Source organism: Calothrix sp. FACHB-168 (assembly GCF_963889195.1).
GTDB classification, from domain to species: domain Bacteria; phylum Cyanobacteriota; class Cyanobacteriia; order Cyanobacteriales; family Nostocaceae; genus Aulosira; species Aulosira anomala_A.
Map to the genome: position 1 here is coordinate 107236 of NZ_CAWPNJ010000019.1, position 24725 is coordinate 131960.

The following is a 24725-nucleotide window of genomic DNA, read 5'->3' on the forward strand; positions in this document are numbered from 1 at the left end:
TCGTATGGATTAATATACAGTCTGAGCTTTCTAATAATCCAACACTAACTAACATTAGGGTAATAAAAGAAAGAGGTAGGAGGAATAAAGTAACGGCCTACCATTCACCTGATTCTGTTAATTAAACTTTCTGCATAATTAAATGTGATGCAGAGAATGACTATATTAACAGAATATAATCTAAGTTTTGAAGAGAAGCAAAGATTTGATGGCAATATGTTGGGAGATAGTAGCATAGTCTATAAGAGCAAAGAAACAAATGCTCCTAGATATCTACATTATTCTAAGCATAAAGAATATCTAATCTGGCTTTCTACAAAAGTAAATTACTTTACTAATAGACCTATTTGGAATAAGTTTGTCTTTGATAAAAGAACAAGAAAGACCTACTATTCTTATTACATAGGTACTAAAAGTAGTTTATTCTTCAAGAACCAAAGAAGTAGGTGGTATATAGGGAGTAAAAAGATACTGCCTAATGACCTGATAATAGATAAACATCTATTACTTCATTGGTACTTAGATGATGGAAGCAAAGCTACAAAAGGAGGAATATACTTTGCTACTGATGGATTTAGCTTTGAAGAAGCTGAAGCATTGAGTAACAAAATAGCAAAGTATACTAATCTAAATACAAGCCTACATACAAATCAAGGAAACCCTAGAGTGTATATATTCAAGAAAAACACTAAAGAGTTCTTTGATATCATAGGTAAGTGTCCAATAAGTAGCTTTGAATACAAGTGGTGAATTAACAAAACTGGATCCTATTGCTATCGAATTGATTAAACGTTACTTAAGTGGAATGAAAAGACACGAAGTAACTGAGCAATAATCAAAGCTAGTTAAATAACTGAAGGGGGATATCCCCCTTCTTTCTTTTAGTGTTCTGCTTGACACACAGAACATCTTCAGATAAATTGTTTATCTAGATAAACAAATTCTATGTAATTATTCTACGAAGGTTGTATGGCCTATGGCTATCCTGGAGTAGAGTAAATATTTAGAAGCCTAACAAACTGAACGTTGATCGCTTGAAGAAAGAATGCCGGAATGTAAGTTAGGTAGCTATCACTCTAGAATCTATACCGTTGATCGCTTGAAGAAAGAATGCCGGGGAGGATAGGGTAGCTATAAGTTTAAATAGATAATCAGTGATATCTGGGGTACTCCCTAAGAGTACTTTTTGTAAGCTTTTTGTATGCTCTTTGTCCATGCACCGTTAGAGCTGTCTTAGTATGCTCTAAGTGTGCTGGTTGTGCGCCAGTTGACCATCACTAGATGGACTGGTGAAGTATGCTTATTGGAAGCTTATTAGTGTGCTGATTGTCGAGCCGCTTGTAAGCTAGCTGACCTTCACTAATAAGTCGAGAAGAGTTAGCTAGTAGCCATGCTAACATGTCTCGCTTCTTTGGTGCATGGTCTATTCGCTTCATTACCAGCACCAATAAGCCAATACTAGTATTCAAATGGAGGTTCCTCATGGCTGGTTTATATGGAAAGTTTTCTAACCGCTCTGCTGAAGACAAAGAAGCTATCAAGAAGTTGCAACAAGAGCTACACAAGAAGTTACAAGAAGAACGGGAGGCAGAGCTAGCTGCTCTTCAGACGGTTAATGAAGGCGAAATAAGATATACCTTAGTAGTTGCTGCATCTGGTACTAAAGGAGGATTCTTACGTGAATCTCATCCAGAGATTGCTTCTGGGGTAATCTATGCTAAGTGTACAAGCATGGAAGGCATTGCCTACACTACAGTTCCTTCTACCAAAGATAAGCTGGCATGGAATGACCCAAATCATCCAGAAGATACCATGCTTGAAAGCACTATTGCTATCAGTATGTCGCTGGAAGACATGGAAATCTTTGAGAGCAATTTCAATGCCCGTCCAGAAAGTAGTCAGAGAGGCAGAGCCGTAGAGTTCGATGTGATTACCAGTGATACATTCACCATGAATGTTAGCGGTATCTTCTTTGCAAATGGGCTAAAGTGGTTAGGAGACATGGTTGCCCCTAAAGGCACTCAACCTTCTACTGCCGAGGAGCAAAGAGAATTAGCACGGGCTAATCGGGCTACCTCTATTGAAATTCGTAATAATCGCATTGAAGCAGGTCGGGCTGCTCGTCGCAATATGATGATGGGTAATACTATTGCTCAAACTTCGCAAACTACTCAACCTGACCTTCAGCCTTCTGAAGTAGCTGAGATTAGCGAAGAAGATCTCAGTAAAGTAGGCGTGTAGCCTATCTAGTTAGGGGACTCCTAGTTCCCTAACTACCTAGACCATAAAGAACAGCAACAAGTTGGGGATATGCAAACACAACACGCCTTGATAGAAACAGCCCTAAGACAATTGTTGATCGAACACGGAGAAAATGCTATTACAATATCAGAGTCCGAGAGAATCAAACATGAACAATTTACGCGACTTACTAACTTACTTAGAAGTCAACAGCCCAAACATTCTACAAACTAGAGTTTTCCGTTTAACTGTTAGTCATCTAATCTTTGCCTCTTTATATGCTGACCCTAAAGAAGGTATCAGCATATACAGCCAGCTTAGAGTAGAGGCTGAGAAAGAAGGAATAACTTTTACTAGTTACCTTTACGAGCTAGTAAGGGGAGAACAGACCTCTAATTTAGAAGTAGACTTTGGAAGTCTAGCTGCGTTGGTTACTTATCTCTTAGAAGGAAACAATTCTCTAGAGACAAAAGTGATATCTCAAAAGCAGAGAAACAAAGCTATGGAAATAGTCAATGAATATATGTTGTCTCAGAATAATTAACCGAGGGATGCAGATATTTCTCTATCTGCATTAAGGAACCCTTCTTGTGAAGAGGCTAGTCCCAAGTCTAGCAATAATTCCATAGTCATTTGTAAACCTTACACCATAAGGAGAAAAATGTATGTCTGCATATATTACTAAATATAATGTTAAGTTTGACTGCTGGTACATAACTCGTAAGGAAGATGGCAAAGGGCCTTTTGCCATGTCTATCAGTAAGGATGTTCCCAAGAATATTCTAGAGATGTGTATTAGCTGGGAATCTAGAAATTTCTTAGATGCTCCAGTGGAAATCATCCAGGCGGTTCATGCTTGGAATGAAAGGCACCCATCTAAGAGCCAAGCTTTTGTAAGCGGTCTTTAGAGAGCTGGCAAAAGCTGGTCTAATCCGTTAATGTTTTAGGCGGCTTTAGTGGTAGAACTACCTGCCCACTTTCCATTAGGAAGATAATCACTATGTTACCTATAGTGGAAATGTTCTTATTAACTGATTAGTTAATAAGGTATGGTGGATTAGGTAATAGTTTTCTAGGAGTTATGAGGCAGCTTTTAGAAGATGAACAAGTTATAAGCCTCCCAAGTAACAGTTGATGAACTAATGATTAAGGGTAACTCAATAAGCCCCCTTGATTCTGATAGGTGCCTATTAGATGAAAAGGTGTCGAACTATCTTTCAAAAGTAGAGATAGGGAGATTAAGAAAAGATTGGGCTATTTCCTATCTAGAGGGAAGTAGATATTCTAGGAGATAGATTAACCACTATTGAATAGAATCTTAGGTTCATGTTCTCTAACCTATAAAGGACGGCTTGGTACCCCGTTCTTAAGTCCTACCAAAGGACGTAAAGAAATATAGATGAAGGGTGGTAGCTTCATCTATAAGAGAACCATGCTAACTAGGTAGTGTTAATCTGCCTTTAAGTTAATAGGAGGCTGGTTACCTCCTATAACAATTAGCTGGTGGAACTGCTCCAAACTCTTATCTAGCAATAGATAGGAGACCGAATGACTGGTAACAGGTATACGGAACTATTGAACTTGGGTGGCGATCTTGACCCATTTATCAGTAGGGGAGGTTCGATTCCTCTAACCTGTATTGTTAACTAATTTATTTAATTGGAGGTTGGGTCATGGCTAAATTTAGAGATATTTCTGTTGGCGAATCTATTCAAATAGTAGATGTGGAGGAACTAGTCTACTTTGAGATGAAAGAGGTGTATGTCTCTCAAGTAGATGATGACGATGATGATGACTATATCACCTTTGAAGTGAAGATGATAATGACCGCCCTATTAAGAAATGGAGAAACTATTAAGATACATAAATTAGAGAATATCTGTGAGGTAATGTCTGCCTTACATAAGGATTCAGTTAGCGAGAAACTGAAAACAATCTTCGTACAAAAGGTGAAGGAGTTTTATACTCTAACCCAAGCAGAAGGGAGTAATGATATCCTTCGTATCTCTCCTTTTGAAAGAGAGGTATTAAATCTAGCTGTAGAAGGAGAGACGATAGTTAATAGCTGCGAGGTAACTGAGTAATGGAATCTAAACTATCTCCTTCTCAAGTAGCAGATGTCGCTGAGAGGGAATATCAGCGAGTGATAGAAGCGTGGAAGAAAGGAATGGCAGTCGTTAGCTATTCCTTCACTCCTAATGAATATCACTCTAATGCATTTGGGCATATGAGTAGCAGCCTTATAGTTACTCAAGGAGTGAAGAACATATCTATTGAAGCGCCTATCTGGTTTGGTCATACTGAAACGTATGTAGGAAAGGTGTGGTTTCCTGATAGTGAGTTCTATCAAGACGTAAAAGTTTAGGTTAGGGGCGGCATGTTTGAGGAAGATAACGATTATTTAGAATTGAAGTTAGCTAATATAGCTATCTCTGCATTCATTATATTCATGGTGGGTGTATTAGCTGGCATTGGTTGGACTAGATATCAAATATCTAAAGTGGAGCCTCCATGTCCAATAGAACAATCCAAGTAACTATACCTCTCTACGAAAGGGCTGCTACTAGAGAGTTCAAAGAGATACTGGATGTATGGAGGCAGCCTAACTCTATACTCTGTACCTACTACCTTAGTGGGGCAGAGTATAATGACTTGGCTTACGAACATTTATATAACCTTCTGATTACTCATTTCATAGGGATAGGTCAGAAGGTTACTATCTCTACTCCTACATGGGTAGGTGATAGAGGGCGCGGGTTCTGGAGTGGAGTGATATGGTTCCAGAGATAATGAGTGAAACCTTAGATCCTACTATAGGAATACTAAGGGGAACTAGGGCGGTGAATGAAGTGGAATGGGAAGGTGATATCCTTGTTCATCTAAAGAAGAAGGTTATATTCAGATACATTCCAGTTGATAGACCTATTAGGAAGAGGAAAAGAAGAAACTATGATTACGTATCTTCTGGGAATCTTGACTACTCTAGTCTTACTATTGATTAGTAAGTTAGAATTCACTAGAGGGAGTGTAGAATTGAATCTACATCCTCTAAAGTTAAGGTTCTATACCACAAGCTCTGAAGTAGAACCATATGGGGATCTATGGTTCATTTGGGAAGATAAGATAGTTTGGACTGCTAATGAGGGATTGCAGAAGAAATAATTAATTTAGGGTGCATCTATAACTAGGGCAGTTGACAGAGCGGTATTGTTCTGGACGGTTAACTATCTGGAGATAGTAGCGGCCTCATAAGCCGCCATAGGTGAGTTCGATCCTCACACCGTCTATTTAACCAATTAATTTAACTGGAGGAATTACTATGCTTTATGGATTAGAAGCTAAAGATAAATATGCGTTAGTTATTATCACTGAAGAAGGTCATACCGTAGTTGACCATGTTGCTAACAATATAGATGATTCTGTCTATGTTGAAGATTGGGAAGTGTATGGGCTTCCTCAAAGTGAGTGGAGGAAGGCGCATCACTTAACTAAATGGGTCGTAGAGAATAGACCTAATTGGAAGTACTATTCAGCTATGTTTAGTATTGGAGAAGTGATGAAAGGATTGATTCCAGGTTAATAGTACTAGGTAGATATATATGTTCCTAATGATTCATTAGAAGAATGTATTATCTATCTAGTACTAAGGGCGGCGCATCTATCTAGTACTAATTAACCATAAGGATAACTAGCAACTATCCTTGTGGTTAATTGTTTATTGGAGAGGGTTCCATGAGAATCGTTGAAGTATTAACTAGTGTAGTGGTAGTTGGAACTTTAGGTAGCGCGATTATAGGTCTAAGCTTAGTGAATGCTAAGTATGACTTAAAACCTAGTCCAGTAACCACTCTCTTCAACAAAGGGGAAGTAGTTATCCCCTATCAATAGTTTAGTAGTAGTGGCGGCATTCTAGCCGCCTAATTAATTATGGAAGCTTGGGAAAGAGAATTTAATAAGGTTATGGAATCCTGTAAATCAGGAGAGAAGAAAGCTTCATACCATTTTAGCAGTAATGAATACCACGAAGGAGGGCATGAGAAGTTAGTGAGAGCCTTACTGGATGAATTCCTCAGTAAGGTTCATATATATTCGCCTGTTAGATTAGGCGATGGAAGTGGTTACGAAGGTGACATTTACTTTTAGGAGGTAGATATGGATATTTCAATCAGAAGCGCACTATTACATGTAATCTTAATATGCCTAGTGGGGATACTAGGTATTCAAGGAATCTATAGCCTATTTGTAGTAGCTACTACAGACTATAGCCGCGTTGAATATAAAGGTTACGGGGCGGGTCGTAATTGGTAGGTATACCTACCCATCAATCAACAATTGGTAAAAATATCTCCAGGAGAGAGTCAGATGAGAAAGGTATTAGTGGTTGGGTTAGTAGTTGGTTTAGTAATTGGTAGTAATGTTCCTGTTAGTGCTAAAGAGGCGGCACCTAAATATTGCAGTATGAAGGTACTAGGTAAGTGTCTGCAATGGAAGTCCTATAGATGGATTACTAAAAGTACCTATAAAACTGATGATGCATTAGAATGTGCATCAGGAAATGATAAGTTCCTTGGTGGTGGTCGTTATGTTGGCGGCTCTTGTATTGCTGGTTTGAAGAAAGGCTATTGGGGTAGATGAGATATAGAAGGGGCTGGTAAATAGTCTAGATAGGTATAGTATGTTTCTATTGATTCAAAAGGAAATGTACTATACTTAACTAGATTAGGTTAATGGTGATAGGCGGCGATACTAGCCGCCTAGTTAGGTTAAGTAGATTAGTTAGTGGAGGATGAGGATATGGCTTATTTCTTAAAGAAGACAAATAACAAGTTAACTACACGTAATATTAGTTATATTCTGGTACCAGATTCGTTAAAGGATATTGAAGCTGTAGTAGAGTTCCTTGACCCGCACAATGTTTGTGATTTTGAAATGTGCGGGGATGAAGTGCTGAAGGAAGTGGGTAGCGAGAATGGTATTGTTAAGGCCCAACTAGATATCCTCTCTGCGGAAGGAGTAGAAAAGATTAAGGATATTGTAGCGAGGCGGCAAGAAGAAGAGATCCCCCTTCTACCTAAGACTGATATGGGAACCTGGTGATAGTTAAATAGATACATTCTTCTATTAGAGATAGTATTACCTCATTAGAAGAATGTATCTATTTAAATAGTATTATTAACAGTTCTATTTAAAGTTATTGGAGGATGAGATGGTTACTGTTAAATTAGATGAGAGTTACGGTTTACCCATAGGTGCTAATTATGTAGATAGCTTATCTTTAATCTACGTATTAGATGGGGAGGTACATATTGTTTCTCCTGATAGAATCAATAATAGAGTTATTAAATTTCCTAGAAGTGCGGTACCTAATCTAAAAGAGAGAATAAGTGAGGCTACTCAAAGTGATGATAGTAACCTAGCACTAAAACTAGGAGAGGAGTTAGTTGAAGCTTTAATAGGCGAAGAGAAAGCTTGTGAGTTAGCTGGTAGATTGATTAGCCTTCTAGAAGAACAGAATAGATTTCTGTTAAATGTTGAGTTTGAATCAACAGATGATATTATTACCAAGATTAATAAGCTTAGAAATGCTAATCCCTCATTAGGTCTAAAGGAAGCTAGAGACTTAGCAGAGAATGGGGTATCTGCCTTAAAGGTATATCTATTACCTGAATCATTTCCATATCCTAGTGAATATGGAGAAGGGCGGCTTGTTTGGGTTAATGGGTATGGTCTGGTGCCCCTAGAAATATGGCACCAACAAAAACATATCCCCTACTCAGTAGAGGTTATATTGGATACTACTCCTACTCACTTTAATCTAAGTGACTATGGTATTCTAAACGCTTGGAATGAGAAGGTAGAATATACCTTTAGATTAAAGGAAGGGGTAGATAAACCAACCACCTTTACTGTACTAGAAGAAGGTGAGACCCCAACTGGTGAAATAGTATCTTCTTTAGTAGAAGCTTCTTCTATTGAAGAAGCTATTAAAGTATGGGAAGTGTATCAGAAAGGGCTTGATAAAGCTAATAGCTTATGGAGTGAACGGTTAGGAGAACTAGCTGAGAACTTCAAAGTTAAGTAATTGGTTAATTACTAGGTAGATATTATGTCTGTATTATCTTCATTAGAAAGATGTAATATCTATCTAGTATTAGTTAAATAGAATAGGCGGATATAAAGCCGCCTTCATTAGGAATGATTACTAGTTAAATATAGTATTCTTCCTATTGGATTTACAGTTACACATTAGTAAGGAGTTAGTGAGATGAGTATTAATATCTATAACGGCACCCAACATACAATTAACATATTTTCTAAGGAAGATACTATAGCAGTACAAGGAGGGCGCAAGTTAATTCTTAAAGAAGAAGCAGTACCTATTAAAATAATACTAGCTGGTACTAACTTAAATGCTCAAACTGGTAATCTACCAGCCCCCTCATTAGATACTGATATTCCCCTCTATGGTGGGGTCACTTTTACAAGTCATGACCCCTTACCTGAAGGATATGATATCTATATCGTATCTAATCTCTTTAGAAGTGCAGTAAAAGAATTAGGCGGGGATACTAGCCGCCTCGCTACTGTCTTCGGCACTGTCTATGCTAGTGAAGAAGATATGCGTCCATGTGGCTGTCTAGGTCTCTCAGTAGGTTAGCTTATTCTCATTAGATAATAGTTATTAATTAAATAGACCCCTAACTAGACTAGTTAATAGAATAGAAAGGGGTCTATTTAATTAATCTATTAAAGTATAGAACTTCTTCTAATGAATCTAATTTAAGGAGACATTTAATTGGCTAAGATAAAAGACCCTAATAGATGGGGATGGTTAACTACTATGTTAGGTTATATAGTAGTTTGGGGTGGCGCATTTAGTATTGTAGGAGGGATAGTATTCTTCTTATGGAACAATATCCTTATTAAGACTGGACTAATGATAGTTCCCCTCAATCCAGTAGAAGCTTTCCTATTAGGAACATTAATAGTTTGCCTCCATCAATTATGGATGCATAGATAAAACCTACCTGATGAGTCTCCTGACTAGAGACGAAACTATCTAGTAACTTACTAGATAGTAGTAGGAAGTCATTCTTCCTATGGTTTGCATATTTCTTATATCCCTTAGTAGAAATACTAGGGGGTATTTCTTTTAATTTAATGGAGGGGATATGAAAGTAGTTTGGGAATATATTAAAGTACTATCTAAGTTTGGTCTATTAGGATTAGGTATATTAGCTATTATCTATTTAATATCATTGGGACTACCTAATGATGATAACTACCTAGAGGCTTTAGATAAAGCTGGTTATTCTAATGCTTCGTTAGTAGAAGGTTTTACAACCTGTGCTTATGGTGAATGGGGGAAGAATTTTACTGCTGTTGTTAATGAAAAACAGATAGAAGGTTCTATTTGTAAAGGTAGTGGCTTCAAAGGGTATACAGTAAGATTCTAAAAGTAAATATGACAATACTACCTATTAAGTAAATCTAATAGGTAGTACACAACAATATCTCTAAAGAAATCAATAGAGATGGGTGAAGAGAGTATTTAAAACAATATTTATAAGATACTCCTACTACGAGTAGAAGTTATAAAACAATAAAATATAATTTTATATTTATTCAACGATAAATATAAATGAAATGTTTATTAATGTTAGCTTTCTCGTCAGTCTACACCCCAGACCACTCATCTCCCGATCCCATTAACTCATCTATATGGTGTTTAGAAGGTTTATTTAATAATCTTATCTCTCTACTAGTTGAGGTCTTGCTCATTTCTCCAGGACTATTAATGTAGTAGATTATGGGCTCTAGGCCGAATATACACGCCTCATGGCTCACTAACTTAGTTTGAGATGGATTATTTAATTAAGCTTTCTATATACCCTATATAACTATAGGGAAGGTTGAAGAAAGTGGGCATTTATTTAATAAGGAGGAATATGATTTTATTCACAAGAGTAGCCATAGTAACAATCCTAGTTATAACTGTGGTTACCTACGGAGGTAAAGTAATCCCTAATACTAATAACTGTACACCTTCTCAAGAGGTTAGTAAGTAATGACTACTATTGATAGGGTAGAAGTTAAGGTAGTTAATCTAAGAGCCTTTCTAGTAGAGAAAGTTCTTTCTATTAGGGAGATAGGTAATATCTCTAAAGAAGTATCGAAAAAAGGTTCTAGAGTAATGACTACTAAAAGTAGTAATGGGATTACTGTATTTACTTTAGGTAAGTGTAGTAATGTAGAGATTGCGTCTAGATGTGCCGTCGAATATCTTAATAAGGAGAATAATAATGAGTCACTTCCAACCAGTTCAAACAGATATTAAAGTGTCAGATAAAAGATTACTGATTCAAGCAATCAGTAACCAGCCTCAGATTAAAGAGGTGAAAGAGCGGCATCACATTAGAGGATATTACCAAAGTGTAGTATTGCCTGTGGATATTGCGGGGCTTATGGAGGGTCAATATGATATCGGTTATATTGCTCAAGGAGATAAGTATATAATGACCGCCGATTTATCTATGGGTAACTGTGGAGGTAATGGAGAAGTTAGTAGTTCTTTGAGTGAACTAAATGCCGCCATTATTAAAGAGTATCTAAGACTATCTGCATTTGAGCTAGGTAGTAAAGGTAGAGCCCTAGAGGGTAGTCATATCTCAGTTAGTGTTAGTTAGATTAATTAATCCCTAGTAGGAATCTTCTATTAGGGATAAATTATTTATTTAAATGGAGGGGGATATGATTTGTAATGGATGTAAGTACTATAATCCTTCTGGTGAAGGTTACTGTGGTAAAGGTTATCTTCCAAAGGAGATGAAGAATGAGAAGGAGTGTCCTAGTAAAGAAGAAGGTAAGCCGCCCTCATTGACTATTCAGGCTGTCAATGTACGAGTTACTCAATGTAATCTCTATAGGAATGAAGGAAGACAATCTCAAATCCCCAAGGGGTGGAAAGAACTATATAGCATTATCCATTGGGAGATGAGTAAGAAGAAAATAGGGAGAGAGAGATTAGTAACTCTAATAGTAGAAACTGCTAGTTCTGCACCACTTATTAGTAAAGTAAGGGAAAGGTTTAATTTTCTAGACTCTAGGATAGAGGAAGAGATCTATCCACCCTTCAGAAGAATTACATTCAAGTGGAAGGAATCACCTACTGTTTCTTTTAGTAGGAGGAGAAAGAAGGTTAAGGGTTATCTACCTTATCCATTAGATAGTAAACCTATTCTAGTGAATAGATAAATCTTCTTTAGAGGGTAGTTACTAGTAATAGTATTACCTTCTAATGAGGAGGATTAACTCCTTAGTTATGCAGGTTCAAGTTACCTATTCCTGTTGAAACTAAAGCTCAGGTAGGAGTAGCTAACCTATCCTAAGTAGGTAGTTGGTAACTAGTCCTCTAATATAGGTTCCTCTAATATTTAGTCTAGTGGCTCTTCTATATAATCTATAGGGTATAGAACAAGTGCTAGGCGGGTATTAAAGCCGCCTATATGAACTCCTGTTAATAGCAAGGAGAGAGGTGAGTAGAGTATATATTGCTATTGTCTGCCATGTGCAGAGTCGGCTTCTTAGTCTGTAAAGGCTAAGTTCAAAGAAATATATAAAAGAGAAGGGTATCGGCTATCAGCCCTTAATATCCCTAGTAGATATACAGCTATTAGGGATTAAGATAGCCCCTATTGAATACCTTTGTTATGAACAAAGGAGTCTATTATGCCTAGTTTATTTGGTCTTAAAGCCATGATTGATCTGAGATCAGAGATATCTCGATCAGTTATGGAACTAAGTTGGAGAGATAACAAAGAGCAGTTCATAGCTCTTACTTGTTATGCGGGGGATAAAAGATTTGTTGGCAGCAAGAATATATTCAGATCAATGTTCTGCTTCATAGCAGAAAGGGATCTAGAAGTAGCTAAAGCTATCATAAGAAAGATACCTTACCTAATTAACTGGGGTGAGGTAGTTAAGTTAATTGATGAGATAGATAATGAAGAGTTAGCTATCTATGCAGCATTGTTCTATGCGACAGTTCTAAGAGTCAGGAAGGATAGGTTAGCTATTAAATGGGCCCCTAGAGAGGGTAAAAGATTTCAAAGGGCTAGAAAGCTAATTATGGCTCAATTAGGAATTACTAGAAATAGTGAGTATAGAAAGTTCTTAGCTGAGTTAAATAAGGAATATGATACTTCCCTAGAAACCCTTATGTGTGAAGGGAGATGGGAAGATATTAATTATACTCTTATCAGTAAGAGAGCCTTTACCTTATATAAGAATGCGTTTATTAAACATGATGGTAGGAGGGTAAGACTCTATCATCATGAGGATAGTAATAGAAGGAACTTCTTACAAATGGAGATTCTAATAACTAAGGAGGGATACAAGATATGAAATCAGAAGATCAATATAATAGGGCACAAGAGAAACATCACCCTATTAGAAGCAATTTTGGAAATGTTTTAGCAGTAGGTATAGGTCTATTACTTATACTATTTCCCTTATGGGGATTACAAGAGGCTAATAGAAGAATGGAAAAACCTATTAAGATAGAGTTACCTAACAAGTAGAAATATAAAGTTTATCTATTAGGGTTTAGTACCTTTATCTAATAGATATGTCAATCTCCTAGTGAATAAAGGTACTTTCTTGGTAGCTTTGCCTCATACTTCAACAAAGAATGGTAGCTTAGTTTAGTTAATAAAACCTATTAGAGTTTTACGGGTGTTATCTAATAGACATAGGTGTAATTCCTATAGTTACCAAATGGTGTATGTGACCCAGCGATTACAGAACACCCCTTTCTTAAATATAGGTAGATTAACATGAGCCATTTCCATGCAGTTATTACTCAACTAAAGAATAAGGAAAGATTGATCAAGGCTTGTGAGAAGGTAGGGGCGGGCCCTGTTATCTCACAAGATGGGTTAATTAGAGGTTACAATGGGCAGGTTAGACCTGCTGATATCGTTCTAAATATCGTAGATAGTATCTATGATATGGGATTCGATTGGGTTCCAGAGGAGGGAGTCTACCAAGTAGTTGGTGATTGGAGTGGGTTAGCAAATAGCTGTAGAGCATTATCTAATGGAGAGAGAGAAGGTAATTCTCTAGAGCAGATATTTAATCGTATCTGTCAGATATATGCCCAACTAGGAATAGAAGAAGCTACTGTAGGTGGCAAGGTTGGTAGTAGTGCTAATGTCTCTATTAATGTGGGATGAGCATTTGTAATAAATGTATCTATAATGCTGGTTACTTCTGTTCTTTAGGAATAAAGGAGAGAGGGGAGTTAAAGGAATGTTTGTTTAAAGATGAGAGACCAGTTAAGTTAATAGAGAAGCCTTATGGAAGTAGATATCTATTCATTAGGAAATATCCTAAAGAGCAGATACCTAAAGGCTTTCGGGATATTACTGTTCACTATGAAGTGAAGAGAACTAGGCTAAAAAGTAAATGGAGAAAGGTAGAGATTAACTGGGTAGTTAATTATGAAGATGATGGAAAGGGCTACTTTAAAGTTCTAGATTATCTTTCTATTAATTACTTTAGATATAAGACTAGGAACTTTAAACATAGATGGAAAGTAGAACATATGAATAGGAGAAAATATTTAGAGATTAGATTCTCTGTTGAAATCCATAAGTATGTTCCTAGTCTACCTGTAATCTAGGGCGGGCTTCATTAGACGTTCCCTAATGTATAACCTAGATAGGAGTATAAGAGCTGGCTTCTAGGTCTTCTCTAGTAACGATTCTTACCAGCGTCATGGTTAATCCTCAATCCAAATAAGAGTAATAATGAAGAATAAGACTAGCAATTGGAGGTGGATACCTATCCGCTCCTCTGACTCAATAAGAGGAAGTAAATATAAAGTAATGAGTCTATTCTCTATCGACCCATCTAGATAGAGAAGAACTAGATGGCAATTCCTATAAGGAGTATTCTTATATAATCTATTAGGAATGGGTAGATTATATAAGATAGGTAGTCGGTTTAAGGCCGCCTTCTATTCATTAATTATCCTATTAATATGGGCTAGCCTTTAGGGTGAATTAGGAGAAGTAAGTTCAACTCTTACTACTACCATTAATAATGATAGCTATATCCCAATAGAAGGATTTATTAACTATACTAGGACTCTTCCCTATTGATACCTAGTATTAGTAGCACTGTAATAGGCTTTTATAACTGGAAGTTAATGAGAAACTACCATACCATTACATGACTTCATCCTTTATAAGTAGTGGTCAAGTTCAAAGGGGTTGAGTTTTATAGGTTTTAGTGAGAAACCATCTTCTATCTAAGGTTGTTAATTAGTAGGATAGTCGGATAGGAATTAACTGTGCCTTTATTAATACCTATTTAATAAAGGTGAGTAGAATCTAGGAAAGGTAACTATAAGTTACATTCTTCTATTAGAGAAAGATAATTGAAGATGAGAAGGGAACTCATTAGAGATTAATGAATATCTAATAGAAGGATAATCTAATTAATTTAAGGAAGGTGATGAAACTAATTAAGTTTGCCTTCTTTCCTCTATTCCTAGTTATGTATCTAATATCTCCTAAGAGAAATATAAAGAAGGAGATAGAAAAAGAGGTATCTAGAAAGATAGAAGAAGGAGACCCACCCCCAGGTATTATCTGGGAGTGGGAAATAGAAGATGGGGAAGATGAATAGTAAATAGATAGTAGATTAGTTTAATATCAGGGTTAATATTAATTCCTTAAGGAAAGAAACAATGAGATATCTACTTTATATAGCTATTCCTCTAATAGTCTATTGGACTATTGGTAGTTCATTTACTAGTCTAGTTACTAGTAATACTAATTCCCTTATAGAGAAAAGGGTGATGGTGAATATAGATGAGTAAGGAGAAGTATGACTCAACAGAGAGTAGTAGTAGTTCCTAAACCTAAGAGTAGTGGTAGTAGAGAGGTTCCTTGGAAGCCTCTCATTTATTTTGGGGTGATATTTACATGCGGCAACTTATGGGTAGCTAATAGTAATATTAGTCTTCCTAGGGGACACGTAATGTACCAACCTCTACAAATAAGTAGAGCCGTCTTTAGAGTTAAAGCTGGCAATAGACTAACTCACGGTGATTGTGCCCTAATTAAGTCTAGAGGTGAAAGAAGTAATGAATGTGATCTTCTCTTGCTAAGAGAAGAAAGAAGACGGAACCAACAGATGAGAGGAGATAAGTAGATGATTGAAGGTAAAGATATCGTTAAAGCTATTACAGAACCTAGCCCTCAAGAAAAGAAACTACATCCCTATATCATTGGCATTCTAGGTATAGCTATTGCTGTTGTAGTAGTTAAGGGCCCTATAGATAAGAATGCAAAGAAGGTAGAACCTATGCCTGTATTATCTCAAGAATGCGTCACAGAAGTAATTCAACAGAAAAGTATTCCAATGAGTGATGAATGTAAGAAGCAGAATGAAGCTCTTACTAAATGGAATAGAACCTTAGGAGGTACTGTCAATGAATAAACTCACCCCCCAACAAATAGCTTACATAAAGAAAATACAAAGGAATAGAGACGGGGTTAATAGAGTATTCCTTACTATGTTCTTAATACTAGCTCTAGTAGGAGTATATAACTGGGTTAAATGGGGCACTCCAGTTCCTCAACATAGGATAGAGAATGGAAAGATTCTTAGATAATATTCTTACCCACGTAGTAAATGGGATATTAACTATAGTGGGTCTATGGTTCCTATTAGGTATATATAATCTCCATAAGAGAAGAACTATACCTAATAGTAAGAAGGTAGCTAATAAGATAGCCGCCTTATCACAAGATATTGAACTACCAGGAGATATAGAACATGGATGCGACAGAATGGAAAGAGACTCTGATGCAGGAGATATTCTCTAGCGAATTATGGGAAGATATTGCTGCGGCTACTAGACTTCTAGTAAGAGTCCTATTAGCTGTAATACTAGTAGGGATATTAATTACATCTTTTGCTAAAGACGTATATCTGCAAGTGAAGGGAAAGTTAGATGAGACAACTAAGCGAGGAACAGTTCCTTCAACTACAGAAGGAGACGGAGGAAGCATATCAGCTAACTCAGCAGTCCAGTCAGAAGTATTGGAAGAAGAAGAAACAAGTACCGCTAACGAGGGTAGGGATATTAGATTCCCTATTGGGATTAATACTAGGTGATTAATAAGTATGGAACCTGGAAAGATAGAGAAGGCTATAGATGAAGCTACTCTAAAGATGAAGGATGCCGGGTTCCATATTTGGGATGCCATAGATCATATAAATGAAGTCTCTAAAGAGATACTTAATAGAGATGATTTATCTATTGATGATATGGCTGGCATTATTGAATATAAAGGTGAAGAAGTAGTAGTCCTTTATGAAGAATTAGAAGATTGGTCTAAAGGTTTACCTTAACTTGCCTTAATCTAGTATCTAGATTAGAAGTGAGGGGTTGGCAACTCTCCTATTCACCTTCTAAGGTGAGCAGTATCCCCAACCACGCAACCCATGTATCTAATCTCTTAGTAATCTACGGTTAATAGGTCGGGATTTAGTAGTTTAAGCAAGGGCACCATACTACATAATCCCGATTGATTTAATGTAGATTATATAAAAAGAGATTAGATACTTTTCTTAGTAACTATAAACAAGGAGAAAGATAACATGTCTAACTATAAAAGCCGCCCTTTAAATGCTTCATTCAAGATTAACTTAATAAAGAATAATGAGAAGGATACTAGTACCTTTGGTATTGGTGCTGTGAAGATGAAGAATGCAGAAGGGCAAGAAGAAGATATATATACCATTACTGGTGAACTCTCTCAAGTTAATGAAGAGGTAGAAGTAAGAGGTGTAAATAGAATGAATATTGGCAGCAGCTTCTATGGACTAAGAGCAGTAGTACGTATGCCTAAGACTCTTAAGGAAAGAATAGAAAAGGAAGCTAGAGAGTGGTATCAGACCGCCAGAAATGATGGTGACTATAATCCATTAATCGGTATTGAGTTTAAGGTGCCATTTATTCCTAACCCTACTAAGATGGAATCTATCAATCCTAGTGATAGTATGGCTAGTAAGAATGTTATCTTTCTTGTAGGAGAGGATAACTATGTAGGTATTACCTATGGTGATATTATTCGTACTGCTGAATCCCTTAAGGAGGAAACAGATAGAGCATTTGAATTAACTAAGAAAGCTAAGGATAATTATTGGGCTAATATCTGGCCTGTAAGAATGGCTAATAGAATTAGTCAGTTGGCTAATACTGATATTGGTGAATTAACTAGTGCCGCCCTAGGTAAGAAGAAGAAAGAGAAAACTAAATAGATAATAATTATCCCTATTAGAACTCTCCTCTAATAGGGATAATAGATACTTAATTTAAAGATAAAGTAAATGGAGAGATAGCTATGCAATTAGCTAATGCCTTAAGACAGTTAACAGTTCAACAAGTAGGAAATAAGTTAGAGATATATAGAAGGTTTTATATCTTTCCACTCCTATGGAGAATAAGAAGTGGAAATGATATAGCAGCTAAAGAATCATTTCAAGTTATCTTAGATGAGTCTAATATAAGAGATATTAATTATTATGATCTAATAGCTTCAAGTCTAGAAGGTAAATATACTCTACCTGAATTCATTAATGACAATATAGATGAATGGATGGAATGTATTAAGTTTCTAGCTTATGGTAATAGTGAAATAGAAAGAACTCTGCCTGATTGGTTATATAACAATGCTAATAAGGTAGCTCTTGATGCTATTAGAGAAGAATTATTAGTCTACTGTATGTAAGTTATTATTTAAATTGACATAGTCAATAGGAGACCGCTTTATATAAACAAGGCGGTCTCTTTCTCTTTTCTCTATCCTATAAGGAGCAATAGAATGCTATTAAAGAACGGTCTAGGTAAAGTAGATTCTCTTAAGAAAGTAATACTACCTAATCAAGAAGAAGTATCAGTGCCATCTACTGATAAAAATAATCTACATCTACTAAGAAAGGTACTAGAACAACAAAAAGCCACCCTTAATAATCAATTGGATACTAATGATATCCTTACTCAAATAGTAGATAGCTGGTTATCTAATAAGGCGCTTGCATCTTCGACACAAGTTGAAGAGGATAGTCCAGCCGCCAAGTCTAGTAATGGAATAGATAATAGTACTAGTAATGATAGAACTGTCTCTAATGAGAATACAGTTAAAAAACAAAAACCTAATTGGGTCTGGGGTGAACAAGAGTATAAAGGAAGGATTATAAATATAATCGAACCTGTAACTTTTAAAGACTTTCAAGGTTTACATAAAGTTAACTACAAGGCTAAAAGAATGATTAGCCCTGAAGGAGTAGCATACTTCATTCCCTGTGTATCTACCTTCTGTGAAAAGTTTAATTTAGTAAAAGAAGATCCTAAAAGTAACAGTAAGAAATCTAAAGAAAAATGGGTTAAAGATGAGAGACCAAGCCATTATAATAGCTGGCTAAACTACTATAGTTATGCTGTTAAACACCCAAAAATAAAGGTAATTAAGTGCAACTGGACTATGGCACCTGGGCTATTTCCAGAGTTAGAGCCATATATTGAGACTTTCAAGAATCTCTTTTAATTTAAAGATAAAACTATTAGTTAGTTATCTATTCTCTATTAGAAGAGCTAACTAATAGTAAATATATACATCTACCTGAGGTACTTATGCTCATTAGAGGAAAAGTTCTAACTAATATACATTGCAAGCATGAACAAGAGCTAAATAAAAGAGATAAACCTAGATATGGAAGTATATGGTTTGCAATAGACGTAATTAAATTAAGTGGCAGTTGGTATTGTCCTAACTTCTCTATAGGAAGAGATATTGATAAAGGAATAGATAAAGTAAGACCTATTCTAGAAATCAGTTATAGGGTAGAAAAGGAAGACTATTGGTTAGTTAGTGACATGAGTATAGGTAAAAGGTATGAGATTAGTTTGATAGGCGGCCTCTATACCTCACCTAAACATATCAGAAGTATTGATACTACTAGACGGGTATTAAGCCTATATATTAAAGTATTAGGTCACAAAGATAATATAAGTCTAGTACAAGAGATTAAATCTACCAATATACCTAAAGGTGTTACTCCTAATAATATTGGTAGTGGTTCTCTTATCACTCTTATGATGGACAACAGTTTAAATGTCAAAGAAGAAACTATTTCCTGTAATAGTATCTAGTATACTATTAGCCTTTATATTGCCGTTCTTATCTAGTAAAAGTAATGAACCAATTAAGAAAATAAATGTTAATTTATGCAGTGAGAAACCTCAAGAGGGGTTAATTAAAGGAGTAGTTACCAATGTAGATGAAAGTATAGGCGGCTCCAGAAGAATTACTTTAAATGGGTCTGGTAATTGCCCAGCCTATATTGACACCCATATATCTGTTACTGAAGGTATCCTTACTAAAGTAGGTAATCCTGTTAAATTCTATGGTGTGTTAAGTAATGGGCGCGTTTCTAGAATTAGAAATGTTGAATATAGTTGGGATGCTACTGATAATAGTGGTAGAATTAGCCCGCTATTAGAAGTTAATGTTACCTTATCCTACAAACCTTTATGGGAACACCCTAATGACAAGTTCGTTAGAGTAAACCTATATACAAAAGTAAAAGATAAAGCTAATAAGAGTAACATTAATAATGAGCCCCAATATATCTCTATCTATTTCAATAGAGATATGTATTCAAAGATTTCTATTGGTAAAAACTACACATTTCTTATAGAGAGATATAGTAATGAAGTAGTGCAAGTAATAGAGTAAATTATGTGCCTGCTATTTAACTAGCAGGTACATAAAAAGAATAATAAATAAAAGGATGAGAAAAGATGAGTGAAGTTATATGGGGAATAGTAAGTGGTATATTAATAAGTCTTCTAATAAGAAGAATGAAAGGAATAAGCGGCTTATTAATGTGGATTAGCTATGGTGGAGGAATAGGAGATGTAGTGAGATTAATAATAATAGAAGGAATTACTAGTAGTAATAGATTTAGTTATGTATTTAATAAAGGAATAGTATTAGGGGCGGGCTTATTAGTTATATGTGGAGATCTAGGTAATAATCTTAAATTACCTAGAGAAGGACAATATATAGGTATATTATTAAGTATGTATATATGGGGAAAGTTAATCAATAATAGTGGTATTAAGTTAGGTGGTTGGATTGGATGTGGAGCGTCTATTCTAATTACTCAAATCTTTATGAAAGTAGAGATAAATAGTAATATAACGCCTATATTGCCTCTGTTAATCTGTATGTTAGGTATAGGAAGGATTCTAGAAGAAATAAAAGGAAATAAAGATGAAGATGATGTAGATGATGAGATAAAAGATGATGATAGTATTGCTAAAAAGGGATATGTAGTAGGAATAATAAGTGCATTATTCTGGGGACTTCCTACTAAAGCACTAAATAAAGTAATAAGAGATACTAAAGATAAGCATTACATAAGTGTTCTAAATAATAGTAGTGAAGGTATCAGTAGCGGGCTTAGTTTAATAATGGTGCTAAGTAATGCAGGGGCGCGTAGCAATGTTAGTAGTATGATAGATAGCTATGTAGATGAGTTTAGTATCTATCAGAAGATAGGATTAATAATTCTTAGTATAGTAATAAGTGTAATGACTTATTATTTAGTTAAGGATAAAGAATATGTGCCGCCCAAGAAAAGTTATTTATGGTTTAGTCTATTCATATTAGTATGTTCTGTTATATATATCTGTGGTATATATATAGGAATACTAATGATAATTAGCGGCTTGTTAGTTAAAAGAATACTAAAATCTAGTAAAGCTCCTAGTGAATTAGCTATATGTGGAATAGCTAGCATACCTTTACTAAATTTAGTTTAAGTTTAATATACACGGGCAAGTATCTCCTCTCCCTTCTAAGGAGTAGAAAGAGTAACTGGAAACATGAAGGTTCGATCCCTTTCTTGCTCACTACAAATAAATAAAAACCTAAATAAAATAGAGTTATTTATAGTTAACATATTTAGTTTAACTATAAATAACTCTATTTTATTTAATTTACTAAATAATAGTTAAATTTTAAGGTTTTAAATAAACTGACAGCAAAACAAACAATAAAGCTATACAAATTTGTTTATTTTTACATAGACAGCAAGAAAACTATGGAAGATAGAGAAAAGCTAAGAAATTTAGATTTCGATATTAGAAACAGAAGTAATAGACATAGAGATAATATTGTCTATATGAATAAAGCTTCTCTTAAAGAAAGAAAGGAAAAGATTAGGTTTCTATTAGAGATAGATAAGGAATATAAAGAGCAAGGAAGATTAATAATAGAAACAGTAGAGAATTGGGATTATACAGTAGAAAAGAGTAATAAAAAGAAGATAAAAGAGGTTAGAAATAATATATTAAAAGGGGGAATAGTAGGAGGAATAGTAGGTATTGGATTAATAAGTAGTTTATGGATTATTGAGTATATAGGAGATAGGGAGAATATTAGAAGGGGCGCGATTTATCAAGAGAGGATAGAAATTAGATATGGAAAGTAACTTTCTAATTGAAGGAAAGTATTATCTCTATAAGAGAAAAAAGGAAGTTAAATATATTAAGGAGAGTTACTTAAATAATATTAGAGGAAAGGCTTCTTATATATTTAAAGGTAGTAGAGGCGGCGAAATTAAGTTAAGTAATGAGAGTGTTAGAGAGCATATACAAGAAATGGAATAAATAAGTAAGGAGTATAAGGTAAATGAGTACTAATATTGAAAGATTAAATAGCTATTTAAAAGAGCAAGAATTAAGAGTAGCTAGAGCCTTAGGAGAGATTTACAATACTAATGAATATAAAAGGTATCTACAAGAAGTAGATATTCTAGAAGATATAAAAGCTAGTATTAAGAGAGAGGAGACGGCGCAGTTAGAGATAAATAAAGAAAAGTTAATTAAACTAGGTTTCGAGTGTAGAACTGGGCATGAGATTGGGAGTACCAATGATGAGACTAGTATTGATGGTAGTGATTACAGATATGTGATAGTACATTCTAGTAAAAAGAGAATACTATCCATACTTAAGAGAACGTACAGTATTAGTGTTCAGTGGGAAGGAATAGAAGAAAGAAATGGTGGGTGGGGCTGGATATTAGGGGCTGGTGCGAGTGAAAAAGAGGCATGGATTACTGCCCTGTATAATGCAGAGGATAAGGGTGTATTAGAAGCTGCTATTAACGGGTAGATAAAATATGCGATCGCAATAATAGGCGGTTAGTTAAGCCGCCTATTATATATATAAATTATATTAAGTAATATATGGTAAATACTAAACCTAAAGTTGTAATAGATCATGTATATCTAGCAGAAGCAGAAGGATATCATGGTATATTAAGTCCTTTTCTTAAGAGATGTAAGATAGGAGTATCAGGTAATGTAGACAAGAGAATGGCATCGTTAAATAAGAGTCAGCCACCTTGTAATATTCTAGAACTACATTCTATATATCATCCTGATGCTTATAAGATAGAGAAATATTTACATAATAAATATAATTATTGTCGAGTGAATCTATTAAATAGTGAAGAGTGGTTTGACTTGAACCCTATTGATTATCTAAGAGTTCATAGAGACCTTTATATAAAAGAAGGTAAAGAGTGGAATTATAGAAAGGATAAAGGAAAGGGGCCTTTAATTAAAACATTAATAGTATTGGTTACTAGTCTTATCCCTATAGCAATTATTTCTAATAAAGTTATTGAAGATTGTACTTATAATAAAGAACCTATTCCAATTATTAATAATAAATAGATTAGATTGGGCGGCTTAACTAGCCGCCTTATTTATTTAATGAGGACAGCAAAGATGGTCAGAGGATGGGGTAAAAGAAATAATAGTCCTAGTGATAATCCAGAAGATGAGAGATATGAGATACCTAAAAGAGATGATAATGAGATATATGAGGAGGTAGTTAGAGAATATAGAGAGTCTCTAAAGAATGCAGATTATAGTGATGGGGATGGTAGAAGAATACATTGGGGCTGGATGATAACATGTATTGTTCTAATGGGTATAAGTATATGGTCTACTACAAGAGTAAATATAAAGAGTGGTAGAGATAATGAGAATTACAGAAAGGCTAAAGACAGTGTAAATAAAGTTCTCAGGGGAGAATCTGCAATTAGTCAATTGACATTAGGACATTATGCTACATATTGTATGCTTGGGGAAACAAGTAAAGAGTTTCTAAGTAAATCCCCAGACAGAGATAAGATAGTGGGAGAAATAGAAGAGGAGTATAATGACTTATCTAGGATTAATAAGAAAACAAACGAACAAGAAAGAAGATGGGCAGAGTTGAAGGCTTTAATCAAAACTTTTAAGGAAAACGAAAGTAAGAAAAGAGATATGAAAGGAAAGATAATATGCAGAGGGATTAAGATGTTTCCAAACATACGTATTAAATAGGAGACTATGATGAAGAATGTATTTTATTTCTTTGCCTTAGTTACTTGTGTATTTCTTTTATATAAGAATACTGAAAAGCAAAGACAAAAGAAAACTAATCATCTGTATCTCATAAAAGTAGAAACAGAAATAGAAGATAGAGAAGAAGATGAAGTATATGAATTAGGTAAAGAGGAAGCTAAAAGAGTTCACACCTCTTTTAGAGGAGAGCCAAACAAAGAAGTAGATGAAACCATAGATAGGATTAAATTATTTCCTATTTATAAAGGAGATGTAGACCAAGTAAGAGATATAACTGATTTCCTTAATGGAAAGGCAAAAGGGTCTGGTTTTGTTTGGATAGATACAGATTATATGACAGATGTGTATCCACCTGAAGAAGAGAATGACTTAGAAGATTGATAAATAAGAACACAATATGAAGAATACTTTCTATTATCTAGCAATAATAACGTGCGGCATAACTCTTTACAAAGGAACCCAGAAAGAAAGTAATCAGAAAATTAACCATATCCATTTGATAAAGATAGAAACAGAACTAGAGAATGCCGGAGCAGAGAAGTGCTGCAATACAGCAGAAGAAGAAGCAAGACGAGTATGGGAAGAAAGTAGAGAAAGTTTCAAAGAAGAGATAGATGAAAAGATAGAAAGAATCTATGTTAGTCCTCTTCATGAAGGGGGTATTCTAAATGAAATAACAGATATCAAGAAGTTTCTTAGTGGAGAATCTGATCTTTCAGATCTATGGATAGATACAGATTTTATGTCTGATATATATCCATCTAATAGTGAAGATGAAGAATTAGAAGATTAATAATATAGGCGGCTAGTTAGGCCGCCTATATTAACTAATTCCATGAGGAGGTAGTATTATAGCTGCCCTACTTAAATACTATCTCCTCATGGGTTTAGTAATAGGAATATATTATGTTAACAACAATACTAGGAGGAGTAATTAGCTTCTCCTTAAGTTTCTTAGTAGGTTATCTACTACAAGTAG

Annotated in this window: 40 protein-coding genes and 1 tRNA gene; all 41 read left to right on the plus strand. The window is 35.1% G+C overall.

The features are described 5' to 3' along the window. Window positions 1–156: 156 nt before the first annotated feature. The 41 genes from AACW45_RS11300 (at window position 157) to AACW45_RS11500 (ending at window position 24539) form a co-directional block, all read left to right on the plus strand. Window positions 157–750: a hypothetical protein gene (locus tag AACW45_RS11300; protein WP_190627738.1), complete on the plus strand. Its 594-nt coding sequence runs from the start codon at window positions 157–159 to the stop codon at window positions 748–750. 732 nt (window positions 751–1482) lie between these two features. Continuing rightward, entirely contained in the window at window positions 1483–2241 is a 759-nt protein-coding gene (locus tag AACW45_RS11305) for a hypothetical protein (protein ID WP_190627740.1), read from the plus strand. A gap of 169 nt (window positions 2242–2410) precedes the next feature. Beyond that, entirely contained in the window at window positions 2411–2785 is a 375-nt protein-coding gene (locus AACW45_RS11310; RefSeq protein WP_190627741.1) for a hypothetical protein, read from the plus strand. Window positions 2786–2906: 121 nt separating this feature from the next. Beyond that, window positions 2907–3149 (plus strand): hypothetical protein, encoded by a 243-nt coding sequence (locus AACW45_RS11315; protein ID WP_190627743.1) that lies wholly within the window; start codon window positions 2907–2909, stop codon window positions 3147–3149. A 765-nt stretch (window positions 3150–3914) separates the two neighbouring features. Beyond that, on the plus strand, window positions 3915–4325 hold the full coding sequence (locus AACW45_RS11320; RefSeq protein WP_190627746.1) for a hypothetical protein: 411 nt from the start codon (window positions 3915–3917) through the stop codon (window positions 4323–4325). Beyond that, complete coding sequence (locus tag AACW45_RS11325; protein ID WP_190627749.1) at window positions 4325–4606, plus strand: hypothetical protein; 282 nt, start codon at window positions 4325–4327, stop codon at window positions 4604–4606. The genes AACW45_RS11320 and AACW45_RS11325 overlap by 1 nt, the downstream gene beginning before the upstream one ends. A gap of 409 nt (window positions 4607–5015) precedes the next feature. Further along, window positions 5016–5243, plus strand: coding sequence for a hypothetical protein (locus tag AACW45_RS11330; protein ID WP_190627751.1), 228 nt, complete (start codon window positions 5016–5018; stop codon window positions 5241–5243). Window positions 5244–5455: 212 nt separating this feature from the next. After that, window positions 5456–5528: transfer RNA gene (locus tag AACW45_RS11335), tRNA-Ile, on the plus strand. 32 nt (window positions 5529–5560) lie between these two features. Next, a complete protein-coding gene (locus AACW45_RS11340) occupies window positions 5561–5821 on the plus strand; it encodes a hypothetical protein (protein ID WP_190627753.1) in 261 nt (86 codons plus the stop codon). Window positions 5822–5973: 152 nt separating this feature from the next. Continuing rightward, window positions 5974–6129: a hypothetical protein gene (locus AACW45_RS11345; RefSeq protein ID WP_190627755.1), complete on the plus strand. Its 156-nt coding sequence runs from the start codon at window positions 5974–5976 to the stop codon at window positions 6127–6129. Between the two features lie 72 nt (window positions 6130–6201). Next, entirely contained in the window at window positions 6202–6384 is a 183-nt protein-coding gene (locus AACW45_RS11350; RefSeq protein ID WP_190627757.1) for a hypothetical protein, read from the plus strand. Window positions 6385–6603: 219 nt separating this feature from the next. Continuing rightward, complete coding sequence (locus tag AACW45_RS11355; RefSeq protein WP_190627760.1) at window positions 6604–6876, plus strand: hypothetical protein; 273 nt, start codon at window positions 6604–6606, stop codon at window positions 6874–6876. 159 nt (window positions 6877–7035) lie between these two features. After that, window positions 7036–7338: a hypothetical protein gene (locus tag AACW45_RS11360; protein ID WP_190627763.1), complete on the plus strand. Its 303-nt coding sequence runs from the start codon at window positions 7036–7038 to the stop codon at window positions 7336–7338. Window positions 7339–7447: 109 nt separating this feature from the next. After that, a complete protein-coding gene (locus tag AACW45_RS11365) occupies window positions 7448–8323 on the plus strand; it encodes a hypothetical protein (RefSeq protein WP_190627765.1) in 876 nt (291 codons plus the stop codon). A 183-nt stretch (window positions 8324–8506) separates the two neighbouring features. Next, the gene (locus tag AACW45_RS11370; protein ID WP_190627767.1) at window positions 8507–8899 is read left to right on the plus strand and encodes a hypothetical protein; all 393 of its coding nucleotides are present in this window, start codon (window positions 8507–8509) and stop codon (window positions 8897–8899) included. Window positions 8900–9413: 514 nt separating this feature from the next. Next, window positions 9414–9698, plus strand: coding sequence for a hypothetical protein (locus tag AACW45_RS11375; protein ID WP_190627769.1), 285 nt, complete (start codon window positions 9414–9416; stop codon window positions 9696–9698). Window positions 9699–10544: 846 nt separating this feature from the next. Then, window positions 10545–10928, plus strand: coding sequence for a hypothetical protein (locus tag AACW45_RS11380; protein WP_190627772.1), 384 nt, complete (start codon window positions 10545–10547; stop codon window positions 10926–10928). A 64-nt stretch (window positions 10929–10992) separates the two neighbouring features. After that, the gene (locus AACW45_RS11385; RefSeq protein WP_190627774.1) at window positions 10993–11496 is read left to right on the plus strand and encodes a hypothetical protein; all 504 of its coding nucleotides are present in this window, start codon (window positions 10993–10995) and stop codon (window positions 11494–11496) included. Between the two features lie 474 nt (window positions 11497–11970). Further along, entirely contained in the window at window positions 11971–12645 is a 675-nt protein-coding gene (locus AACW45_RS11390) for a hypothetical protein (protein WP_190627777.1), read from the plus strand. Then, a complete protein-coding gene (locus AACW45_RS11395) occupies window positions 12642–12821 on the plus strand; it encodes a hypothetical protein (protein WP_190627779.1) in 180 nt (59 codons plus the stop codon). The genes AACW45_RS11390 and AACW45_RS11395 overlap by 4 nt, the downstream gene beginning before the upstream one ends. Before the next feature lie 255 nt (window positions 12822–13076). Continuing rightward, the gene (locus tag AACW45_RS11400; protein ID WP_190627781.1) at window positions 13077–13475 is read left to right on the plus strand and encodes a DUF1257 domain-containing protein; all 399 of its coding nucleotides are present in this window, start codon (window positions 13077–13079) and stop codon (window positions 13473–13475) included. Beyond that, window positions 13472–13924 carry a hypothetical protein gene (locus tag AACW45_RS11405; protein WP_190627784.1) on the plus strand — a complete coding sequence of 151 codons (453 nt, stop codon included), beginning with the start codon at window positions 13472–13474 and terminating at the stop codon, window positions 13922–13924. The genes AACW45_RS11400 and AACW45_RS11405 overlap by 4 nt, the downstream gene beginning before the upstream one ends. An 836-nt stretch (window positions 13925–14760) precedes the next feature. Then, a complete protein-coding gene (locus tag AACW45_RS11410) occupies window positions 14761–14934 on the plus strand; it encodes a hypothetical protein (protein WP_190627786.1) in 174 nt (57 codons plus the stop codon). Between the two features lie 61 nt (window positions 14935–14995). Then, window positions 14996–15127 carry a hypothetical protein gene (locus AACW45_RS11415; protein ID WP_339385080.1) on the plus strand — a complete coding sequence of 44 codons (132 nt, stop codon included), beginning with the start codon at window positions 14996–14998 and terminating at the stop codon, window positions 15125–15127. 335 nt (window positions 15128–15462) lie between these two features. After that, window positions 15463–15750 carry a hypothetical protein gene (locus tag AACW45_RS11420; protein WP_190627788.1) on the plus strand — a complete coding sequence of 96 codons (288 nt, stop codon included), beginning with the start codon at window positions 15463–15465 and terminating at the stop codon, window positions 15748–15750. A gap of 155 nt (window positions 15751–15905) precedes the next feature. After that, window positions 15906–16139, plus strand: coding sequence for a hypothetical protein (locus AACW45_RS11425; RefSeq protein WP_190627789.1), 234 nt, complete (start codon window positions 15906–15908; stop codon window positions 16137–16139). Beyond that, window positions 16090–16431, plus strand: coding sequence for a hypothetical protein (locus AACW45_RS11430; protein ID WP_190627792.1), 342 nt, complete (start codon window positions 16090–16092; stop codon window positions 16429–16431). The genes AACW45_RS11425 and AACW45_RS11430 overlap by 50 nt, the downstream gene beginning before the upstream one ends. A gap of 9 nt (window positions 16432–16440) precedes the next feature. Beyond that, window positions 16441–16668, plus strand: coding sequence for a hypothetical protein (locus AACW45_RS11435; protein ID WP_190627794.1), 228 nt, complete (start codon window positions 16441–16443; stop codon window positions 16666–16668). A gap of 249 nt (window positions 16669–16917) precedes the next feature. Then, window positions 16918–17580, plus strand: coding sequence for a hypothetical protein (locus AACW45_RS11440; protein ID WP_190627796.1), 663 nt, complete (start codon window positions 16918–16920; stop codon window positions 17578–17580). A gap of 83 nt (window positions 17581–17663) precedes the next feature. Further along, complete coding sequence (locus AACW45_RS11445) at window positions 17664–18050, plus strand: hypothetical protein (RefSeq protein ID WP_190627797.1); 387 nt, start codon at window positions 17664–17666, stop codon at window positions 18048–18050. Between the two features lie 93 nt (window positions 18051–18143). After that, on the plus strand, window positions 18144–18866 hold the full coding sequence (locus AACW45_RS11450) for a hypothetical protein (RefSeq protein WP_190627798.1): 723 nt from the start codon (window positions 18144–18146) through the stop codon (window positions 18864–18866). Between the two features lie 86 nt (window positions 18867–18952). Then, the gene (locus AACW45_RS11455) at window positions 18953–19471 is read left to right on the plus strand and encodes a hypothetical protein (protein WP_190627799.1); all 519 of its coding nucleotides are present in this window, start codon (window positions 18953–18955) and stop codon (window positions 19469–19471) included. Continuing rightward, window positions 19434–20057, plus strand: coding sequence for a hypothetical protein (locus tag AACW45_RS11460; protein WP_190627800.1), 624 nt, complete (start codon window positions 19434–19436; stop codon window positions 20055–20057). The genes AACW45_RS11455 and AACW45_RS11460 overlap by 38 nt, the downstream gene beginning before the upstream one ends. A gap of 65 nt (window positions 20058–20122) precedes the next feature. Continuing rightward, entirely contained in the window at window positions 20123–21148 is a 1026-nt protein-coding gene (locus AACW45_RS11465; RefSeq protein WP_190627801.1) for a hypothetical protein, read from the plus strand. A 281-nt stretch (window positions 21149–21429) separates the two neighbouring features. Next, entirely contained in the window at window positions 21430–21819 is a 390-nt protein-coding gene (locus tag AACW45_RS11470; protein ID WP_190627802.1) for a hypothetical protein, read from the plus strand. Next, a complete protein-coding gene (locus AACW45_RS11475) occupies window positions 21809–21997 on the plus strand; it encodes a hypothetical protein (protein WP_190627803.1) in 189 nt (62 codons plus the stop codon). The genes AACW45_RS11470 and AACW45_RS11475 overlap by 11 nt, the downstream gene beginning before the upstream one ends. A gap of 22 nt (window positions 21998–22019) precedes the next feature. After that, window positions 22020–22502, plus strand: coding sequence for a hypothetical protein (locus tag AACW45_RS11480; protein WP_190627804.1), 483 nt, complete (start codon window positions 22020–22022; stop codon window positions 22500–22502). A 74-nt stretch (window positions 22503–22576) separates the two neighbouring features. Next, the gene (locus AACW45_RS11485) at window positions 22577–23068 is read left to right on the plus strand and encodes a GIY-YIG nuclease family protein (protein ID WP_190627806.1); all 492 of its coding nucleotides are present in this window, start codon (window positions 22577–22579) and stop codon (window positions 23066–23068) included. 54 nt (window positions 23069–23122) lie between these two features. Further along, a complete protein-coding gene (locus tag AACW45_RS11490; protein WP_190627808.1) occupies window positions 23123–23725 on the plus strand; it encodes a hypothetical protein in 603 nt (200 codons plus the stop codon). Between the two features lie 6 nt (window positions 23726–23731). Continuing rightward, window positions 23732–24127, plus strand: a complete 396-nt coding sequence (locus AACW45_RS11495) for a hypothetical protein (RefSeq protein WP_190627810.1) — start codon at window positions 23732–23734, stop codon at window positions 24125–24127. Window positions 24128–24143: 16 nt separating this feature from the next. Continuing rightward, complete coding sequence (locus AACW45_RS11500) at window positions 24144–24539, plus strand: hypothetical protein (RefSeq protein ID WP_190627813.1); 396 nt, start codon at window positions 24144–24146, stop codon at window positions 24537–24539. Window positions 24540–24725: the final 186 nt, after the last annotated feature.

Bases quoted from the DNA above. Each gene is read 5' to 3' on its own strand.
- AACW45_RS11445 (WP_190627797.1), top strand. From the start codon at position 17,664: ATGCAATTAGCTAATGCCTTAAGACAGTTAACAGTTCAACAAGTAGGA.
- AACW45_RS11450 (WP_190627798.1), top strand. From the start codon at position 18,144: ATGCTATTAAAGAACGGTCTAGGTAAAGTAGATTCTCTTAAGAAAGTA.
- AACW45_RS11385 (WP_190627774.1), top strand. From the start codon at position 10,993: ATGATTTGTAATGGATGTAAGTACTATAATCCTTCTGGTGAAGGTTAC.
- AACW45_RS11365 (WP_190627765.1), top strand. From the start codon at position 7,448: ATGGTTACTGTTAAATTAGATGAGAGTTACGGTTTACCCATAGGTGCT.
- AACW45_RS11330 (WP_190627751.1), top strand. From the start codon at position 5,016: ATGGTTCCAGAGATAATGAGTGAAACCTTAGATCCTACTATAGGAATA.
- AACW45_RS11375 (WP_190627769.1), top strand. From the start codon at position 9,414: ATGAAAGTAGTTTGGGAATATATTAAAGTACTATCTAAGTTTGGTCTA.
- AACW45_RS11430 (WP_190627792.1), top strand. From the start codon at position 16,090: ATGGATGCGACAGAATGGAAAGAGACTCTGATGCAGGAGATATTCTCT.
- AACW45_RS11420 (WP_190627788.1), top strand. From the start codon at position 15,463: ATGATTGAAGGTAAAGATATCGTTAAAGCTATTACAGAACCTAGCCCT.
- AACW45_RS11495 (WP_190627810.1), top strand. From the start codon at position 23,732: ATGATGAAGAATGTATTTTATTTCTTTGCCTTAGTTACTTGTGTATTT.
- AACW45_RS11440 (WP_190627796.1), top strand. From the start codon at position 16,918: ATGTCTAACTATAAAAGCCGCCCTTTAAATGCTTCATTCAAGATTAAC.
- AACW45_RS11500 (WP_190627813.1), top strand. From the start codon at position 24,144: ATGAAGAATACTTTCTATTATCTAGCAATAATAACGTGCGGCATAACT.
- AACW45_RS11340 (WP_190627753.1), top strand. From the start codon at position 5,561: ATGCTTTATGGATTAGAAGCTAAAGATAAATATGCGTTAGTTATTATC.
- AACW45_RS11380 (WP_190627772.1), top strand. From the start codon at position 10,545: ATGAGTCACTTCCAACCAGTTCAAACAGATATTAAAGTGTCAGATAAA.
- AACW45_RS11300 (WP_190627738.1), top strand. From the start codon at position 157: ATGACTATATTAACAGAATATAATCTAAGTTTTGAAGAGAAGCAAAGA.
- AACW45_RS11480 (WP_190627804.1), top strand. From the start codon at position 22,020: ATGAGTACTAATATTGAAAGATTAAATAGCTATTTAAAAGAGCAAGAA.
- AACW45_RS11490 (WP_190627808.1), top strand. From the start codon at position 23,123: ATGGTCAGAGGATGGGGTAAAAGAAATAATAGTCCTAGTGATAATCCA.
- AACW45_RS11310 (WP_190627741.1), top strand. From the start codon at position 2,411: ATGAACAATTTACGCGACTTACTAACTTACTTAGAAGTCAACAGCCCA.
- AACW45_RS11370 (WP_190627767.1), top strand. From the start codon at position 8,507: ATGAGTATTAATATCTATAACGGCACCCAACATACAATTAACATATTT.
- AACW45_RS11400 (WP_190627781.1), top strand. From the start codon at position 13,077: ATGAGCCATTTCCATGCAGTTATTACTCAACTAAAGAATAAGGAAAGA.
- AACW45_RS11460 (WP_190627800.1), top strand. From the start codon at position 19,434: ATGTCAAAGAAGAAACTATTTCCTGTAATAGTATCTAGTATACTATTA.
- AACW45_RS11325 (WP_190627749.1), top strand. From the start codon at position 4,325: ATGGAATCTAAACTATCTCCTTCTCAAGTAGCAGATGTCGCTGAGAGG.
- AACW45_RS11455 (WP_190627799.1), top strand. From the start codon at position 18,953: ATGCTCATTAGAGGAAAAGTTCTAACTAATATACATTGCAAGCATGAA.
- AACW45_RS11345 (WP_190627755.1), top strand. From the start codon at position 5,974: ATGAGAATCGTTGAAGTATTAACTAGTGTAGTGGTAGTTGGAACTTTA.
- AACW45_RS11415 (WP_339385080.1), top strand. From the start codon at position 14,996: ATGAGATATCTACTTTATATAGCTATTCCTCTAATAGTCTATTGGACT.
- AACW45_RS11390 (WP_190627777.1), top strand. From the start codon at position 11,971: ATGCCTAGTTTATTTGGTCTTAAAGCCATGATTGATCTGAGATCAGAG.
- AACW45_RS11350 (WP_190627757.1), top strand. From the start codon at position 6,202: ATGGAATCCTGTAAATCAGGAGAGAAGAAAGCTTCATACCATTTTAGC.
- AACW45_RS11395 (WP_190627779.1), top strand. From the start codon at position 12,642: ATGAAATCAGAAGATCAATATAATAGGGCACAAGAGAAACATCACCCT.
- AACW45_RS11465 (WP_190627801.1), top strand. From the start codon at position 20,123: ATGAGTGAAGTTATATGGGGAATAGTAAGTGGTATATTAATAAGTCTT.
- AACW45_RS11405 (WP_190627784.1), top strand. From the start codon at position 13,472: ATGAGCATTTGTAATAAATGTATCTATAATGCTGGTTACTTCTGTTCT.
- AACW45_RS11410 (WP_190627786.1), top strand. From the start codon at position 14,761: ATGAAACTAATTAAGTTTGCCTTCTTTCCTCTATTCCTAGTTATGTAT.
- AACW45_RS11475 (WP_190627803.1), top strand. From the start codon at position 21,809: ATGGAAAGTAACTTTCTAATTGAAGGAAAGTATTATCTCTATAAGAGA.
- AACW45_RS11360 (WP_190627763.1), top strand. From the start codon at position 7,036: ATGGCTTATTTCTTAAAGAAGACAAATAACAAGTTAACTACACGTAAT.
- AACW45_RS11425 (WP_190627789.1), top strand. From the start codon at position 15,906: ATGGAAAGATTCTTAGATAATATTCTTACCCACGTAGTAAATGGGATA.
- AACW45_RS11470 (WP_190627802.1), top strand. From the start codon at position 21,430: ATGGAAGATAGAGAAAAGCTAAGAAATTTAGATTTCGATATTAGAAAC.
- AACW45_RS11320 (WP_190627746.1), top strand. From the start codon at position 3,915: ATGGCTAAATTTAGAGATATTTCTGTTGGCGAATCTATTCAAATAGTA.
- AACW45_RS11435 (WP_190627794.1), top strand. From the start codon at position 16,441: ATGGAACCTGGAAAGATAGAGAAGGCTATAGATGAAGCTACTCTAAAG.
- AACW45_RS11305 (WP_190627740.1), top strand. From the start codon at position 1,483: ATGGCTGGTTTATATGGAAAGTTTTCTAACCGCTCTGCTGAAGACAAA.
- AACW45_RS11355 (WP_190627760.1), top strand. From the start codon at position 6,604: ATGAGAAAGGTATTAGTGGTTGGGTTAGTAGTTGGTTTAGTAATTGGT.
- AACW45_RS11485 (WP_190627806.1), top strand. From the start codon at position 22,577: ATGGTAAATACTAAACCTAAAGTTGTAATAGATCATGTATATCTAGCA.
- AACW45_RS11315 (WP_190627743.1), top strand. From the start codon at position 2,907: ATGTCTGCATATATTACTAAATATAATGTTAAGTTTGACTGCTGGTAC.